This is a genomic window from Intrasporangium sp., assembly GCF_030452765.1.
Lineage (GTDB): Bacteria > Actinomycetota > Actinomycetes > Actinomycetales > Dermatophilaceae > Intrasporangium_A.
Map to the genome: position 1 here is coordinate 28,898 of NZ_JAKDLO010000003.1, position 16,684 is coordinate 45,581.

At 69.3% G+C, this 16,684-nt stretch carries 13 protein-coding genes; 5 read left to right on the top strand and 8 right to left on the bottom strand.

Translation table 11 applies throughout. From position 1 onward, the window contains the following. Positions 1-11: 11 nt before the first annotated feature. The 3 genes from L0H79_RS00895 to L0H79_RS00905 all read right to left on the bottom strand — a co-directional run bounded on the left by L0H79_RS00895 (position 12) and on the right by L0H79_RS00905 (position 3,245). Entirely contained in the window at positions 12-734 is a 723-nt protein-coding gene (locus L0H79_RS00895; RefSeq protein WP_301482645.1) for a PIG-L deacetylase family protein, read from the bottom strand. Beyond that, complete coding sequence (locus tag L0H79_RS00900; RefSeq protein ID WP_301482646.1) at positions 703-2,469, bottom strand: MDR family MFS transporter; 1,767 nt, start codon at positions 2,467-2,469, stop codon at positions 703-705. Before L0H79_RS00900 ends, L0H79_RS00895 begins: the two co-directional genes overlap by 32 nt. A 65-nt stretch (positions 2,470-2,534) precedes the next feature. Beyond that, positions 2,535-3,245 carry a DsbA family protein gene (locus tag L0H79_RS00905; RefSeq protein ID WP_301482647.1) on the bottom strand — a complete coding sequence of 237 codons (711 nt, stop codon included), beginning with the start codon at positions 3,243-3,245 and terminating at the stop codon, positions 2,535-2,537. A 121-nt stretch (positions 3,246-3,366) separates the two neighbouring features. Between L0H79_RS00905 and L0H79_RS00910 the strand changes: the two genes are divergently transcribed. Beyond that, complete coding sequence (locus tag L0H79_RS00910) at positions 3,367-3,717, top strand: DUF488 domain-containing protein (protein WP_301482648.1); 351 nt, start codon at positions 3,367-3,369, stop codon at positions 3,715-3,717. A 63-nt stretch (positions 3,718-3,780) separates the two neighbouring features. Here the strand turns inward: L0H79_RS00910 and L0H79_RS22115 are convergent, their stop codons facing one another. The 3 genes from L0H79_RS22115 to L0H79_RS00930 all read right to left on the bottom strand — a co-directional run bounded on the left by L0H79_RS22115 (position 3,781) and on the right by L0H79_RS00930 (position 9,213). Beyond that, positions 3,781-6,414: a dipeptide ABC transporter ATP-binding protein gene (locus L0H79_RS22115; protein WP_367652418.1), complete on the bottom strand. Its 2,634-nt coding sequence runs from the start codon at positions 6,412-6,414 to the stop codon at positions 3,781-3,783. A gap of 15 nt (positions 6,415-6,429) precedes the next feature. Then, a complete protein-coding gene (locus tag L0H79_RS00925; RefSeq protein ID WP_301482649.1) occupies positions 6,430-7,518 on the bottom strand; it encodes an ABC transporter permease in 1,089 nt (362 codons plus the stop codon). 84 nt (positions 7,519-7,602) lie between these two features. Beyond that, the gene (locus L0H79_RS00930; protein WP_301482650.1) at positions 7,603-9,213 is read right to left on the bottom strand and encodes an ABC transporter substrate-binding protein; all 1,611 of its coding nucleotides are present in this window, start codon (positions 9,211-9,213) and stop codon (positions 7,603-7,605) included. A 194-nt stretch (positions 9,214-9,407) separates the two neighbouring features. On the opposite strand from L0H79_RS00930, the gene L0H79_RS00935 reads away from it, so the two are divergent. Continuing rightward, positions 9,408-10,406: a universal stress protein gene (locus L0H79_RS00935; RefSeq protein ID WP_301482651.1), complete on the top strand. Its 999-nt coding sequence runs from the start codon at positions 9,408-9,410 to the stop codon at positions 10,404-10,406. A 292-nt stretch (positions 10,407-10,698) separates the two neighbouring features. On the opposite strand, the gene L0H79_RS00940 is transcribed toward L0H79_RS00935, so the two are convergent. Then, a complete protein-coding gene (locus L0H79_RS00940) occupies positions 10,699-11,709 on the bottom strand; it encodes a hemolysin family protein (RefSeq protein ID WP_301482652.1) in 1,011 nt (336 codons plus the stop codon). Continuing rightward, positions 11,706-13,121 (bottom strand): hemolysin family protein, encoded by a 1,416-nt coding sequence (locus L0H79_RS00945; protein ID WP_301482653.1) that lies wholly within the window; start codon positions 13,119-13,121, stop codon positions 11,706-11,708. Before L0H79_RS00945 ends, L0H79_RS00940 begins: the two co-directional genes overlap by 4 nt. Positions 13,122-13,277: 156 nt before the next feature. Here L0H79_RS00945 and L0H79_RS00950 point away from each other — a divergent pair, with 156 nt between their 5' ends. From L0H79_RS00950 to mshB, 3 genes are all read left to right on the top strand, one after another. Beyond that, positions 13,278-13,742, top strand: a complete 465-nt coding sequence (locus L0H79_RS00950) for a (deoxy)nucleoside triphosphate pyrophosphohydrolase (RefSeq protein ID WP_301482654.1) — start codon at positions 13,278-13,280, stop codon at positions 13,740-13,742. A gap of 13 nt (positions 13,743-13,755) precedes the next feature. After that, complete coding sequence (typA, locus tag L0H79_RS00955) at positions 13,756-15,675, top strand: translational GTPase TypA (RefSeq protein ID WP_301482655.1); 1,920 nt, start codon at positions 13,756-13,758, stop codon at positions 15,673-15,675. Positions 15,676-15,772: 97 nt separating this feature from the next. Continuing rightward, the gene (gene mshB / locus L0H79_RS00960; protein WP_301482656.1) at positions 15,773-16,645 is read left to right on the top strand and encodes an N-acetyl-1-D-myo-inositol-2-amino-2-deoxy-alpha-D-glucopyranoside deacetylase; all 873 of its coding nucleotides are present in this window, start codon (positions 15,773-15,775) and stop codon (positions 16,643-16,645) included. The last annotated feature ends 39 nt before the right edge of the window (positions 16,646-16,684 follow it).

Here is a 16,684-nt window from a genome sequence, read left to right on the forward strand (position 1 = left end):
CGGGCCATGGCTCAGCCCATCCGGATCGCCCGCACGCCGAGCGCCCGGTCGACCCCAGCAGCCTCGCCGCCGCCGGTGACGATCCCGGTGACCAGCTCTCGTGGCTCGGGATGGCCGGGCAGGGCAGCGAGGTAGGCCTCGTGCGCCTCGAGCGAGGCGACGGCCTTCTCGACCGCGTCGCCGCCCAGCTCTATCGCGTGGGTCGGGGTCATACCGGTCACCAGCAGCCACCGGGTCGACCACGGCTCGAGGCCGTCCTGCTCCCGCAGCTCCCGGAAGACCCACGGGTTGTCGGCGTCACGGATCGCATCGGCGGTGGCAAGCCCGGCTGCCCGGTGGTCGGCGTGGTTGAGGCCCCACGGCACGTCGAGCTCCCACGTGGTGCAGAGGATCGCATCGGGCCGGACCTGCCGGATCCGGCGCGCCACGTGTCTGCGGGTGGCCAGGTCGGGCTGGAGCACGCCGTCGGGCAGGTCGAGGATCGTCAGGTCGTGCACACCGACCCTGGCGCAGGCGCGCCGCTGCTCCTCGGCGCGCAGTGGCCCCACCTGAGCGGGGTCGCGGTCGCGGATCCCCGCCTCGCCGGAGGTGAGCAGCAGGTAGGCGACCTCGATGCCACGGGAGGTCCATTCAGCGACCGCGGCCGAGGCGCCGTACTCCATGTCGTCCGGATGGGCCACCACGCACAGCACCCGCGCGATGTCAGGGTCGTCGAAGATCTCGAGGTCGGGCATGCCCGCACGTTACCCGGACTCGTCCGTTATGCCGCTGTGCCGGCTGTCCTGCGGTGGTGCCGTCGCGCGTCAGGTGCCTGGGGCAGCAGGCGGTCGGTCCTCGTCGGCCGGGGTCGCGCCCGGCCCGGTCCGCCGGCCCTTCGACGGGAGCCGGCCCTTCGAGGGGAGCCGGCCCTTCGAGGGGAGCCGGCCCTTCGAGGTGAGCCGGCCCTTCGAGGTGAGCTGGCCTGTCGAGGGGTCGTCGGCGGTGGGGAAGTGGCGCGGGACGACGAGCAGCACGAGCAGCGATGCGACCCCGGCCGCGAGCAGCCCGACGAACACCGCGTGCGTCGAGGCGTGCAGGGCCGAGCGCATGAACTCTTCGGCGGCCGCGGACGGGTGGCCGAGCAGGGCCCGGCTCACCTCGTCGACGGTCGAGGGGACGACACCGCGCAGGTCCGGGGGAGTCGACTCGAGGGCGAGCGAGCAGGACCAGGTTCGTGATGGCGCCGAAGACCGCTGCGCCGAGGCTCTGCCCGAGGTACCGGGAGAACATCGCCCCACCGGTGATGACCCCGCGTTGCGACCAGGTGACCATCGACTGGAGCCCGACGATGAGCGGGGTCGTGATCAGGCCCATCCCGGCGCCCATGAGCAGGCTGCCGAGCACGGCCAGCCAGATCGAGGAGTCCTGCTGGATGGACACGAACACGACGCCCGAGAGGATCGCGAAGAACGCGCCGACGATCGCGGTGTTCCGGAAGCCGATGCGCAGGTAGAGCCGGCTCGACAAGCCGGACGCGACCGGCCAGCTCATGCTCATCGTCGCCAGGACGAAACCGGCCGCGACCGGGCTGAGGCCACCCACCGCCTGAGCCCAGGTGGGCAGGAAGGTCGACAGTCCGATGACGGCAAGCCCGGCCAGGATCGTGGCGACGTAGGAGCCGGCCGTGACCCGCTTGGTCCACAGCCACATCGGCATGATCGGCTCCGCGGCGCGCTGCTCGACGAGGACCGCCACGACTCCAGCGAGTGCGGCGGCGACGAAGATCGTCACGCTGGGCGCCGACCACCAGGGCCAGCTCGTCCCGCCCTGCAGCAGCCCGAACATGCCGAGCCCGGCTGCGAGGAACAGCAGCATGGCGCCGGCCCAGTCGATCCGGTGCTCGTGGTGTTCCACGTCCTCATGGACCCGCCGGATGATGAACGTCAGCGCGATCGCCCCGATCGGCACGTTGACGAGGAAGATCCACCGCCAGCTCGCGTACTGGGCGAAGATCCCACCGAGCGTGGGGGCGATGACCGCGGAGATGCCCCAGACGCTCGAGAGGTAGCCCTGGATCCGGCCTCGTTCCCGGATGTCGTACAGGTCACCGGCCAGGGTCTGCACGGTCGCCCCGATGGCTCCTGCCCCGAAGCCCTGCAGCCCGCGGAAGACGATCAGGGCGAGCATGTTCCACGAGAACGCCGACAGGACCGAGCCGACCAGGAAGATGACCGAGCCGATGACGAGGATGGGCTTGCGCCCGTAGACGTCGGCGAACTTCCCGTAGATCGGGATCGTCACCGTCTGGGCCAGCAGGTAGATCGAGAAGACCCAGCCGACCAGCGAGAAGCCGCCGAGGTCGCCGACGACCTGCGGGATCGCGGTGGCCACGATCGTCGTGTCCATCGCGATGAGTGCCATCGCGAGCATGAGCGCGACGAGGACGGGGGTGCGCGGGTCACGTGCCCGTCCCGCTCGGCTCAACGGCATACGTCATCCTGCACGAGCATGGCTCCATCCTGCCCCTCGTGGCTCTCGGGTATGCCGCCCGCCCCTCAGATGGTGCAGCCGTCCGGGCCGCATGCAGCCGAGTCATCTTGCGCCTCGGCAGGACTCACTGTGACGAGGGGGTTCGACTCACGCCAGACCTGCTCGAGCGCCTGGCTGAAGACCTCGGTCGGCTGAGCCCCCGAGACACCGTACTTGTCGTCGAGGACGAAGAACGGCACGCCTTGGATACCAAGGCTGCCCGCACGGCGGATGTCGGACTGCACTGCGGCACGGTAGCGCCCGTCGGCCAGAGCCTGCTCGACCGCGCTCCCGTCGAGCCCCGCCCGGATACCGACGCGGACCAGCACCTCGAGTGAGCCGACGTCCTCACCATGCTCGAAGTGCGCCGACAGAAGCGCCTCTTCGACGTCACCGGCGAGGCCACGTTCTGCAGCGAGGTGCAGCACCTCGTGGGCGCGCAGGCTGTTGGCGACGACGAGCGAGTCGAAGTCGTAGTCGAGCCCCTCGTCGGCGGCGATCCCGCTGATGCGCCCGAACATCCGGCGCACCTGCTCGGGTGCCATGCCCTTGCGGCTCGACAGGTACTCGAGCCCGGTGCCGTCGTAGCGCTCCGGCAGGCTCGGGTCGAGCTGGTAGCTGTGCCAGGTCACCTCGACGTCCTCGCGGTGGGCGAACCCGTCGAGAGCTGCGTCGAACCGGCGCTTGCCGATGAAGCACCACGGGCAGGCGATATCGGACCAGATGTCGACCTTCATGCCAGCCTCAACGCGGCGATATCCGCGAGGCTTCCCGACTGTCCGCGGAGTGGACCGGCGAGACGCGTCGGGTGGACGGCATACCCGCAGCTAGTCTCGAAGGAGAGGGAAGGACACGTCCATGGCAACGGTGCACATCAAACGGGTCTACGAGGACCCGTCGCCTGAGGACGGCTACCGGGTGCTCGTCGACCGGGTCTGGCCGCGCGGCATCTCCAAGGAGCGGGCACATGTCGGCGAGTGGCACAAGGAGGCCGGCCCCACGACGGAGCTGCGCAAGTGGTTCGGGCACGAGCCCGAGAAGTACGAGGAGTTCCGGCGCCGCTACCGCGAGGAGCTCGACGGCAGTGCGGCGCTCACGCACCTGCGCGAGATCGTCGCCGACCACGACGTCGTGACGCTGGTCTACTCGGCCAAGGATGAGGAACACAACCAGGCGGGCGTGCTCGCGGAGCTGCTCGAAGAGGCGTGACAGACGGTCCGTGGCCACGGACGCGGTGTCACGGCACCTTGGTCGTGACACCGGAATGGGACTTCAGCTGATGTCCGTGAGCAGGTTGCCCCGCTCCTCGCGACGGCGCCGCTGCTCGATCGGGTCAGGCACCGGAACCGCGGCGATGAGCTGTTTGGTGTACTCCTGCTGCGGCGAGCCGAGCACCTGCGCCCTGGAGCCGATCTCGACGATCCGGCCGCGCTGCATGACGGCGACCCGGTTGGCGAGCATGTCGACGACGGCCAGGTCATGGCTGATGAAGATGCACGCGAACTCCAGCTCCTCCTGCAGCTCCGCGAACAGCTCGAGGACGCGCGCCTGCACCGACACGTCGAGAGCCGAGGTCGGTTCGTCGGCGATGAGCACCTCCGGGCGCAGCGCCAGAGACCGGGCCAGGCTGACCCGCTGACGTTGACCGCCGGACAGCTCGTGCGGGAAGCGTTCCTGATACGAGGTCGGCAGCTCGACCCGCTCGAGCAGCTCCCGTACGTGGGCGCGCTGCTCGGACGGGCTGAGGCGGCCCTCGGCCCGCAGCGGCTCGGCGACGCAGTCACCGATGGTCATCTGCGGGTTGAGCGAGGCGGCCGGGTCCTGGAAGACGAAGCCGAACCGGCTGCGCAGCGGCTTCAGCTCGCGGTCAGACAGCCCGGAGACCACCTGGCCGCCCAGCCGAACCGTCCCGCTCGTCGGTTTCTGCAGCCCGACGACGCAACGGCCCACGGTCGACTTGCCGGAGCCGGACTCGCCGACCAGGCCCAGCACCTCGCCGCGGTGCACTGTCAGGGAGACGTGGTCGACCGCCCGGAAGCTGGGCTGGCCGAACCTGCCGGGGAACTCGACGACGAGGTCGTCGATCTCGAGGACGGGCTCGGCGCCTCCCTGCATGGACAGGTCGGCGCCGACGCCGTGGCCGAGGTGCGGCACGGCGTCGAGCAGGCGTCTGGTGTAGGGGTGCTTCGGATCGGCGAAGAGCGGCCCGACGGGGGCCTCCTCGACGATCTTGCCGTGGTACATCACCACCACCCGGTCGGCCATGTCTGCGACGACGCCCATGTTGTGCGTGATCAGGACGATCGCGGTACCGAGCCGGTCGCGCAGGTCGAGGAGCAGTTCCAGGACCGCGGCCTGGACAGTCACGTCGAGAGCGGTCGTCGGCTCGTCGGCGACGATGACGTCGGGCTCGCACGCGATGGCCATCGCGATGACGACCCGCTGCTTCTGTCCGCCGGAGAGCTGGTGCGGGTAGTAGTCGACGCGCCGCTTGGGGTCCGGGAGACCGACCATGTCGAGCAGCTCGATCGCCCGGGCGCGGGCGTGCCGGCGGCTCACCTTCTGGTGGGCCCGGATCCCCTCGGTGATCTGCCAGCCGATCGTGTAGACCGGGTTGAGCGCGGTGGACGGCTCCTGGAAGATCATCGACACCTCGTCGCCGCGCACTTCCTGCAGCGTCTGGCCGGAGGCTCCGATGAGCTCGTGTGAACCGCCGGACTCGGTGCTGAGTGTCGCCGACCCCGAGACGGTGGCGGTCGGGGGGAGCAGGCCCAGGACGGCCCGGGAGCTGACGGACTTGCCCGACCCGGACTCGCCGACGACGGCGACGACCTCGCCCGGGGCCACGTCGAAGCTGATTCCGTCGACGGCGTGCACCGGGCCGCTGTCGGTCCGGAAGGTGACCGTCAGGTCGGTCAGGCTGAGCGTCGCCACCCGCCGTTCCCCCTCGGCTCGACGCACGATCGCGGCGTGGCTCGACAGACCCTCGACGGCGACCTCCGCCGCATCCGCCTCGCTCGTGTCGCCGCGCCGGCCCCGCAGTCGCGGGTCGAGCAGGTCGTTGAGGCTCTCGCCGACGAGGGTGATCCCGAGCACGAGGAGCACGATCGCGGCCCCGGGGAAGACCCCCGTCCACCAGATCCCGTTGGTCGCGTCGGACATCGCCTTGTTCAGGTCGTAGCCCCACTCGGCGGCCGCCGACGGCTGGATCCCGAAGCCGAGGAAGCCGAGGCCGGCCAGGGTCAGGATCGCCTCGGACCCGTTGAGCGTGGCGATGATCGGCAGGGTCTGGCGGACGTTGGAGTAGATGTGCCGGGTCAGGATGCGCGGCACGGGCGTGCCCACGACGCGGGCCGCGTCGACGTAGGGCTCGACCTTGACGCTCAGGGTCGCGTTGCGGACCACCCGGAAGTACTGGGGGATGAACACGACGGTGATCGACAGGGCGGCCGCCATGATGCCGGCCGTGACACCCGACCGGCCCCCGGACAGCACGATGGCGACGATGATCGCGAGCAGCAGCGAGGGGAAGGCGTACATCGCGTCGGTGACGAGCACGAGGACCCGGTCGAGCCAGCGTCCGACGTAGCCCGAGATCAGGCCGAGGGGCACGCCGATGCACAGCGAGAACACGACGGCGAGGACGACGACCTCCAGAGCGGTGCGGGCGCCGTACACCACGCGGGAGAACACGTCCTCGCCCCCGACGCTCGTGCCGAACCAGTGCGCCGCCGAGGGCGCTGCCTGGATCGGGAAGTCATGGCCGTTCGCGCCCGCGTCGTTGAACCCGTAGGGCGCGATCAACGGTGCGAAGACGGCCAGGACGACGAACAGGACGATGAGGACGACGCCGGTCAGGATCATCCCGCGCTGGACACCGCGGGTGTTGCGGATGAGGGCGAACATGTCGGTGCTCCTGACTCAGAACCGGACGCGCGGGTCGACGAAGGCCACGATGACGTCGATGACCAGGCTGGCGATGCTGACGACGATCGCGAAGAGCGTGACGATGCCCTGCACTGCGATGAAGTCCCGCTTGATGAGGTACTGGGCGAGCGTGTAGCCGAGGCCCTGCCACTCGAAGGTCGTCTCGGTCAGCACCGCACCGCCGAGCAGCAGCGCGATCTGCATGCCCATCACGGTCACGACCGGAACGAGGGCGTTGCGGAAGGCGTGCTTGCGGATGACCCGACGCTCCGACACGCCTCTGGCTCGCGCCGCGGTCACGTAGTCGGCGCCGAGCGTACCGATGAGGTTGATCCGCACGAGCCGCAGGAACACCCCTCCGGTGAGCAGGCCGAGGGTCAACGCCGGTAGGACCGCGTGCTGCAGGACGTCCCAGACGTAGTCCGGATTCCCCCAGAGGATCGCGTCGAGGATCATGATGTGCGTCTGCGGCGTGACGTTCGTCAGGGCGATCTCCGTCTCGATGCTCGACCGTCCGGCGACCGGCCACCCGAAAGGTGAGAAGGCCAGCTTGAAGAGCAGGCCGAGGAAGAAGACCGGGGCCGCGTAGACGACGATCGAGAAGACGCGCAGCACCACGTCCGTGTAGCGGTCGCGGTAGCGGGCCGCGACTCGGCCCAGCGGGATGCCGATGAGGAAGGCGACGATCAGGGACCAGAAGGCCAGCTCGAGGGTGGCCAGACCGTTGACGACGAAGATGCTCGTGATCGACCGGTTGTCGGTCAGGGTGGTGCCGAAGTCGAAGTGGAGGATCCCGGTCAGGTAGTCCCAGTACTGTCCCAGGATCGGCCCGCTCAGTCCCGCGGCTGCCTTGCGTTGCTCGATCTGCTCCGGCGAGAGCCGCCCGCCGAGGGCAGCGGTGATGGGGTCACCGATGACGCGCATCAGCAGGAAGACGAGGGTGACGAGGATCCAGATCATCAGCGGCACCAGGGCGACCCGGATGATCAGGTACCGCAGCAGGGGCGGCATGCCGCCTCTGCTGCGTCCCTCCGCCTTGGTGGGGGTTGGTTCCTCGGAGCCTTGGACCTCTGCGATGGTCATGATGCACGCTTTCCGACGCACGCGACGGGCCCGGGACCGTGGCGACTGCCAGCTGTCCCGGGCCCGTCGGACGTGCTTTCGAGGTTACTTCGACAGGGACGTGAACCGGAACTTGAAGGCTGCGTCGAGGGTCTCCTGGACACCCTTGACGTCGTCCTTGGCCACCGCGACCTGCGCGCCGTAGAGCATCGGCAGGGTGGGGACCTCCTTGGCGACCTTGTCCTGGATCTGGCCCAGCAGCTGCTCACGCTTGGTCTGGTCCGGCTCGGTCACCTGCGCCACGAGGAGCTTGTTCATCTCGTCGTTCGAGTAGTGCGACTGCAGGAAGTTGTTCGGCCCGAAGAACGGGGTCAGGTAGTTGTCCGCGTCCGGGAAGTCCGGGAACCAGCCGAGCTGGTAGATCGGGTACGAGTCCTTCGCGCGCTCCTTGGAGTATGTCGTCCACTCGGCCGACTGGAGGTTGACCTTGAACAGGTTCGTCGCCTCGAGCTGCCGCTTGATCTCGTTGTACTCCTGGTCCGAGCTGCTGCCGTAGTGGTCCGGGTTGTACCAGATCTGCAGCGACACCGGCGTGCTCACCCCGGCGTCGGTGAGGAACTTCTTGGCCTCGTCGAGGTTCGGCTTCTCACCGTAGAGGGCCTTGAACGCCTCGTTCGCGCCGGGCAGGCCCGGGGGAACCTGAGAGAACGACGGCTTGTACGTGCCCTTGTAGACCTTCGTCGAGATCGCGTCGCGGTCGATGCTCGAGGCCATGGCCTGACGCACCGCGAGCTTCTGCGCGTCGTTGTCTCCTGGCATCGTCTTGAGGTTGAAGACCATGTAGCGCAGCTCGCCACCGGCGCCGGTGTAGACCTTGAGGCCGTCGACATTCTGTAGCGACTCGATGTCGGTCGGCGTGAGCGAACGCCACGCGACGTCGATGTTCTTGTTCTGGATGTCGAGCTTGAGGTTGTCGGCGTCCGTGTAGTACTTCATCGTCACCTCGGCCACGTGCGGCTTGTTGAAGGCCCCGTTGTACGACGGGTTGGCCTTGAACTGTGCGACCTGGTTCTTCTGGTAGGTGCCGATCGTGTACGGGCCGGAGAAGCCCTGCGCCTTGACCGCCTCGTCGTCGGACAGCACCTTGTCGGCCGGGTAGACCTTCTCGTCGACGATCGGGCCGGCCGACGTCACGAGGATCTGCGGCCAGGTCTGGTCGTTGCCGTTCTTGAGGGTGAAGACGACCGTCTTGTCGTCTTTGGCCTCGACCGACTTCATGTTGCCGAGCAGGGACGCCGGGCCGTTCGGGTCGTTGATGTCGACGATCCGCTTGTACGAGAACGCGACGCTCTTGGCGGTCAGCGGGTCACCGTTGGCGAACTTCAGGCCGTCCTTCATGGTGCAGGTGTACTCGGTCGGGGTCGTGAACTCGCACTTCTCCGCGGCGTCCGGCTGGGGCTTGTTCTGACCCTCCGGGAAGTTCAGCAGGTACTGGAAGACCTGCGTCTGAACCTGCATCGAGCCGTTGTCGTACGCACCGGCCGGGTCGATCGATACCACTTTGTCGGTCGTACCGACGATGAGCGACCCGGTCCCGGCCCCCGCCCCCGCGGTGCTCTCGCTCTTGGTGCCGGGGTTCCCGGCACCACACGCCGAGACGAGCAGCCCCAACGTGGCCACGCCGGCCAGGGCTGCCGCCCCACGACGAATCTGCATCACGTTCCTCCTGGTTGATGTGCGGGCCGATCCGGTCGTCGTCAGTGCGCTGCCGGACGGCTGCAGGAACCGTACCTGTCGTAGGGGGGCGAAGAAAGGCCTTGCGGGGATTGTGGCCGATCTGAGGCCATCGTGTCCCAGATTGCCCCACACTGTGAATGCTGCGCGGTGGCCGGACCGGGTGAGAATGGGGCATGAGCGCCGAACACCGTAACAGTGCCCCAGACCGACACGACAATGCCCCCGAGCAGACCGCCGACTCGGCGGCGACCCGGCCGGGCCGTCCGGCCCGCGACGACCAGGTGCCGACCGGCGGGGTCGTAGCCGGGCTCGATGGCACTGACAAGGACCGTACGGTCCTCGCCTTCGCCGTTCGCCAGGCCGAGATCCTCGGCGCTCCGCTTCACCTGCTGATGGCGCAGGAGGTGCACGCCGGCCTCGTCGGGGCGTGGGAGGCGGGCTTCATCCCCATGGGCCTTGAGTCCGAACTGGGCCAGCGCTCCTCGCGCGCCCTCGACGGGACGCTGCCGCGGCTGGCCGCGGATCACCCCGCTGTGACCGTCACGGCGAGCCAGCCGTGGGGGACCCCGTCGCAGGCATTGGTCGACGCGTCCGACCAGGCGAGGCTCGTCGTCGTGGGCAGCGGTCGCAAGGGGACGCTCGAGCGCATCCTGCTCGGCACGACCTCGCTCAACACGGCGATGCACGCCTCGTGCCCCGTGGTCGTCGTCGGCGACGACCCGGGAGACGTGCGACGCCCGGTCGTCGTCGGTGTCGACGGCAGCGACCACAGCATCCGGGCGGCGACCGTCGCCGGGGACGAGGCGTCGCGCCGAGGCGTCGCCCTCGTCGTGGTGACGACGTGGTGGCTCGAGGTCGTCGACGGCATCGTCGTCACCGAAGAGGGGTCACCTCAGTGGGAGAGGGTCGAGTCCGGATATCGGAAGATGATCGACCAGGTCCTGCGGCCTATCCGGGACAAGCACCCCGACCTGGCGATCGAGATCGACCTGCGCAACGCCCGCGCCGTAGGGACCCTGCTCGAACGAGCGGGCGACGCGGGCCTGGTCGTCGTGGGCGGCCGCGGGCACGGCGGCTTCGCCGGTATGGCGCTGGGCTCGGTCAGCCACAAGGTGCTGCAGCGCTGCCTGATCCCGGTCGCGATCGTGCGTGCCCAGGCCCACACCGACTGACCCGCCTGACCCTCACATCGACAGTGCAGTAGTCCCGATCGACAGTGCAGCAATCCAGATCGATGGTGCAGTAGTCCCAATCGACAGTGCAGTAGTCCAGATCGATGGTGCAGTAGTCCCAATCGACAGTGCAGTAGTCCAGATCGATGGTGCGACAGAACTGCACTCTCGATCGACTGAGTTGCACTCTCGATCGACTGAGTTGCACTCTCGATGGAGGGAGCTGCACTCTCGATCGACAGAACTGCACTCTCGATGGGGAGGCGGGTAGGTCAGTCAGTCAGTCAGTCAGTCAGTCGGTCTCGTCGTCGAACCTGCCGATGACGCGCTCGAGAAGGTCCTCCATGGACACCAACCCGGCTGGCCGGCCGGGTTCGCCGACCAGGACCAGCTGCTGACGACCGGCCCGCATCTTCTCGACCGCCTCGAGCAGGGTCAGGCCGGGAGGCAGGACGGTAGCCGGGGAGACGAAGCGGTCGATGAGACTGCCCTCAGGTGCGCGGACGGCGTCGCGCACATGCACGAGCCCGACCGGTGCCCCGGCGTCGAGGACGAGCAGCCGGGACCGCCCCGACCTGCGGGACAGTCCCTCGGCCTCGGTGCACGTCGCTCCGAGAGAAATGGTCACCGCTTCCGAGAGCGGCACCATGAGCGAGGAGAGGCGGTGCGTCTCCAGGTCGATCGCCCCGGCGAGGATCCGGTGCTCCGGCTCGGTCAGGGTGCCGTGCTCCCGAGAGGAGGCGATGAGCAGCTGCAGCTCGCGCGGGCCGTGAGCCTGGGCGAGCTCCGGTTGCGGGGTCACGCCGACGAGCCGCAGCGTCAGGTTGGCCATGCCGTTGAGCAGCGCCAGGACTGGCCGGACCAGGCGAGCGAAAGCCCGGAACGGCAGCGCGAGCAGCACCGCCGACCGTTCCGGGTGGGAGATCGCCCACGACTTGGGCGCCATCTCTCCGACGACCATGTGCAGGAAGACGACGATGGCGACCGCGAAGATGACACCCACGACGGTAGCGACCTCGTCCGGAACCCGCACGGCACCGAGCGCCGAGCCCAGCAGGTCGGCAACGGCGGGCTTCGCGAGCGCGCCCAGCCCGAGGGTCGCCAACGTGATGCCGAGCTGCGCCCCGGCGAGCATGAGCGAGAGCTCGTGAGAGCCGGCCACCGCCGCTCGTGCTGCCCGGCTGCCTCCCCGGGCCTGGTCCTCGAGACGGTGACGGCGGCTGGCGACGAGCGCGAACTCCGCCGCGACGAAGAAGGCGTTGAGGGCCAGCAGGAGGACCGAGATCAGGAGTGCGGCCATCATCGGGGCTCACCCTCAGCCTCGTCCACCGCAGTCGGGTGAGGTGACGTAGGTGGCGTGTCCAAGGCCTCGAGACGGACCACCTGCGCCACATGCCGGTCGACGGCGGTGACGACGAGACGAGCACCGCGGGCCGTCACGCGGCGCACCGTCCCCCCGGGTGCACCGACCTCGATCGGCTGCTCCGAGGTGGCGGTGACCTCGACCACATCGCCGATCACAGGTGTCCGTCCGAGGCGATCGAGCACGAGGCCGCTCACCGTCTCGAAGGGGTCCTCGGAGTCGAGCAGCAGCGCGGTGCTCGCCACCAGCTCGTCGAGCCTGAGCCGAGCCGGGATGAGCCAGGCACCCAGCCCATCGGCGAGGACACCTGTGTCGGGCTCGTCCTCCTCGTCGAAGATGTCGCCGACGACCTCCTCGGCGATGTCCTCCAGGGAGATGACGCCGGCGAAACCGCCGTGTTCGTCGATGACCACCGCGAGCTGCCGGTGCTCCCGACGCAGCTGGTCGAGCACGTGCGCCAGCGGCGCGCTCTCCGGCACGAGGCTCGCCGGGGAGGCCACGTCACGCACGCGCGTCGAGGGCCGCTCGCAGGACGGGACGGACAACACCTCGGCCAGCCCCGCGACCCCGACGATGTCGTCCCGGTCGCGGCCCGTGACCGGGAAGCGGGAATGACCGCTGTCGAGCAGTGCGACGAGGTCGGACACGGTGGCCTGCGCCCCGATCGTCACGGTGCGCACCCGTGGGGTCAGGGCGTCGTCGGCCGTGAGCCGATGCAGTCGGAGCCCGCGTTCCAAGGTGCCCGACAGCTCGTCGGCGAGCAGCCCACCGGCGTGCGACTCGTCGATGATCGAGGTCAGGTCCTCGGCCGTGGCGCTGTGGTCGAGCTCCTCCACCGGCTCGATCCCGACCGCCCTGAGCAACCGGGTGGAGGCGCTGTCGAAGAGGCGGACGACGGGGCCGACGACGGCAAGGTAGGCGAGGGTGCTCCGGCTCAAGGCCCGAGCCACCGCGACGGTCTGCGCGATCGCCAGGTTCTTCGGTGCCAGCTCGCCGAAGACCATCTGTACGACCGTCGAGAACACGAGAACCGCGGTGACGCTCAGACCGAGGCGAGCGGCATACGTGAGGCCGGTGAAGCCGAGCAGCTCCGCGAGCCCGACGCCGATGAGCGGCTCGGACACGTAGCCGACGAGCAGCGCAGTCACGGTGATCCCGAACTGAGCCGCCGAGAGTGCGAAGGACAGGCGCGACGTGACCCGCAGCGCGCGCTCGGCAGCGGCGTCACCCGACCGGGCGAGCTCACGCAGCGCGGCGCGGTCGACTGCCACGTAGGCGAACTCCTGCGCCACGAAGTAGCCGGTGCCCGCAGTGAGGCCCAGAACCAGGACGATGCCGAGAACGAGACCCATCCGTCAGAACCGCACCGTCGTGAACGAGTGGAGATGCCGGGCGTCACCCGGCCGGGGACTGTGGCCCTCCCGGGGCGACGACGTCATGGGGGAAGGATACCGGGCCGGTCCGCCGAGCCAGGAATCGACGGCACATGTGTCACGATCGTCTCCGTCATGCGTACCGAGAACCCGACACAGGGCCACGGCGGCAGGCAGCTGGTCGTCGGGGCCGCCCTGGTCGACGATGTCGCCGCACCAACGAGGCTGCTCGCGGCACGACGTACGGAACCTGCCGAGCTCGCGGGTGGCTGGGAGCTGCCCGGCGGCAAGGTCGACCCCGGCGAGTCGCCGCTGCTCGCCCTGCACCGCGAGATCAGCGAGGAGCTCGGCGTCGACATCGTGGTCGGACCCGCCGTGCCGGGCCCTCTTCCCGGCACGACCTGGCCCCTCGGCGACCGGTACGAGATGCTCGTGTGGCTGGTCGAGGTCGTCGGCGGTGACCCGCGGCCCATCGAGGACCACGACCAGCTGCGGTGGCTGGACCGCGGCGCGCTGCACGACGTGCCATGGCTACCCGCCGACCGGCCGATCGTCGAGACCATCGCGGCCCGCATGCACAGCCCCACCCCACGACCTTGAGAGACTGACGCCCATGCCCCAGAGCACCCGCGCGGACATCCGCAACGTCGCCATCGTCGCTCACGTCGACCACGGCAAGACGACACTGGTCGACAAGATGCTGTGGCAGGGCGGCGCGTTCGACGCGCACCAGACCGTCGAGAGTACTGGTGAGCGGGTGATGGACTCGGGGGATCTGGAGCGGGAGAAGGGCATCACCATCCTCGCGAAGAACACCGCGATCCACTACAACGGTCCCTCCGCCGTCGCCGCCGGCCTGACCGACGGCATGACGATCAACATCATCGACACCCCCGGCCACGCCGACTTCGGCGGCGAGGTCGAGCGCGGGCTGTCCATGGTCGACGGAGTGGTCCTGCTCGTCGACGCATCCGAGGGCCCGTTGCCGCAGACCCGCTTCGTGCTGCGCAAGGCCTTGGCCGCGAAGCTGCCCGTCGTGCTGTGCATCAACAAGGTCGACCGCCCCGACGCACGGATCGCCGAGGTGCTCGACGAGGTGTACGAGCTGTTCATGGACCTGCTCGAGACCGGCGCCGACGTCGACGGGGCCCTCGACTTCCCGATCGTCTACGCCTCTGCCAAGGCGGGACGAGCCTCGCTGGGCCGCCCGGCCGACGGGGGCATGCCCGACGGGGAGAACCTCGAGGCCCTGTTCAAGACCATCCTCGAGACGATCCCCCCGCCGACGTTCGACACGGAAGCGCCCCTGCAGGCGCACGTGACCAACCTCGACTCGTCGAACTTCCTCGGTCGGATCGCCCTGCTGCGAGTGCACGGCGGCACCATCCGCAAAGGCCAACAGGTGGCGTGGTGCAAGCACGACGGCACCGTCGACCGCGTCAAGATCACCGAGCTGCTGATGACCGAGGGTCTCGAGCGCAAGCCCGCCTCGCAGGCCGGCCCCGGCGACATCATCGCGATCGCCGGAATCCCGGAGATCATGATCGGCGACACGCTCGCCGATCCCGACGACCCCCGTCCGCTGCCGCTCATCACCGTCGACGAGCCGGCCATCTCGATGACGATCGGCACGAACACCTCACCGCTGGCCGGCCGCATCCGGGGGGCCAAGATCACCGCTCGCCTCGTCAAGGACCGCCTCGACCGTGAGCTGGTCGGCAACGTGTCCCTGCGCGTCCTGCCGACCGAACGGCCCGACACCTGGGAGGTCCAGGGGCGCGGCGAGCTCGCCCTCGCCATCCTCGTCGAGCAGATGCGGCGAGAGACCTACGAGCTGACCGTCGGCAAGCCGCAGGTCGTCACGAAGCAGGTCGACGGCGCCGTGCACGAGCCTGTCGAGCGCCTCACGATCGACACTCCCGAGGAGTTCCTCGGCGCGATCACCCAGCTGCTCGCCTCCCGCAAGGGACGGATGGAGCAGATGACCAACCACGGCAGCGGCTGGGTCCGGATGGAGTTCGTCGTGCCCTCGCGCGGCCTGATCGGCTTCCGCACCGAGTTCCTCACCGAGACCCGGGGCACCGGGATCGCGCACCACGTCTTCGATGGTTACGAGCCCTGGCACGGGGAGATCAGGACGCGGCTGACCGGCTCGCTCGTCGCGGACCGGAGCGGGCCGGCGACGACCTACGCGATGTTCAACCTGCAGGAGCGCGGCACGCTCTTCGTCGAGCCCACGACGGAGGTCTACGAGGGCATGATCGTCGGCGAGAACTCTCGTTCCGACGACATGGATGTCAACATCACCAAGGAGAAGAAGCTGACCAACGTGCGGTCCTCGACGGCCGACGTCCTCGAGCGACTCGTCCCGCCGCGCCGGCTCTCTCTCGAGCAGAGCCTCGAGTTCTGCCGTGAGGACGAGTGTGTCGAGGTGACGCCGCAGGCGGTCCGGATCCGCAAGGTGGTCCTCGACGCGCACGATCGGGCTCGCACCGCGGCCCGGGCCAGGGCTGCCGCCAAGGCGGAGGGCTGAGCCGTGGGGGTCGCACATCGCCCACCAGGCCTGGATGGCTGGTGCGAGGGTGGCATCGTGGACCTCGCCATCGTCACCGTCCGATGATCGGAGACCCATGCCCCGTCGTCTGCTCTTCGTGCACGCCCACCCCGACGACGAGACGCTGACGTGCGGCGTGACGATGGCCCATCACGTGGCGGCCGGGGACGAGGTCCACGTCCTGACCTGCACCCTGGGCGAGGAAGGTGAGGTCATCCCGCCCGAGCTGCGTTACCTCCAGGGACGTTCGGATGACGCTCTGGCTGCCTTCCGGTACCGCGAGCTGCGGGAGGCCATGTCGCGGATCGGCGCACACCTGCACGTCCTGGGTGCAGACCCCGACTCGGGCCGGCTCTCGCGCTATCGCGACTCCGGGATGGCCGGTTCCGACGCGGCCACTCGCCCCGAGGCGTTCGCGGGCGCCGACCCCGACGAGGCCGCCGAGCTCGTCGCCCAGGTCATCCGTGCCGTCCGCCCAGAGCTGGTCGTCACCTACGACCCCGAGGGCGGCTACCGTCATCCGGACCACATCCAGACCCACCGGGTCACCCGAGCCGCCCTGTCCCGGCTCGCCGGCGAGGACCGGCCTTCTCGGGTCTTCCAGATCCTCATCGCGCACTCGTGGGCCCAGCAGGACCGCGCCCTCCTGCCGGAGCTCGGCGCGGCGGCATACGGCCTCGTCCTGCCTGGTGCGGACGACCCCTTCCCGCCGTCGGTCGTCCCGGATGCCAGGGTCACCCACGTCGTCGAGGACACCGCGGCGCGCGCGGTGAAGAACGCCGCACTGCGCGCACATCGCACGCAGGTCACCGTGGTCAGCGAGGACGTGCACGCCCTGTCGAACAACATCGCAGCCCGCACGAGCGAACGCGAGGGCTTCGGCCGGGTCGAGCCGCGGACCTGGGAGCCGATCGGCATCGGCGAACGGCACCGCTCACTCTTCTCCTGAGGGCACGACCTGCGCCGCTGGCAACGATTCGGGTACGGG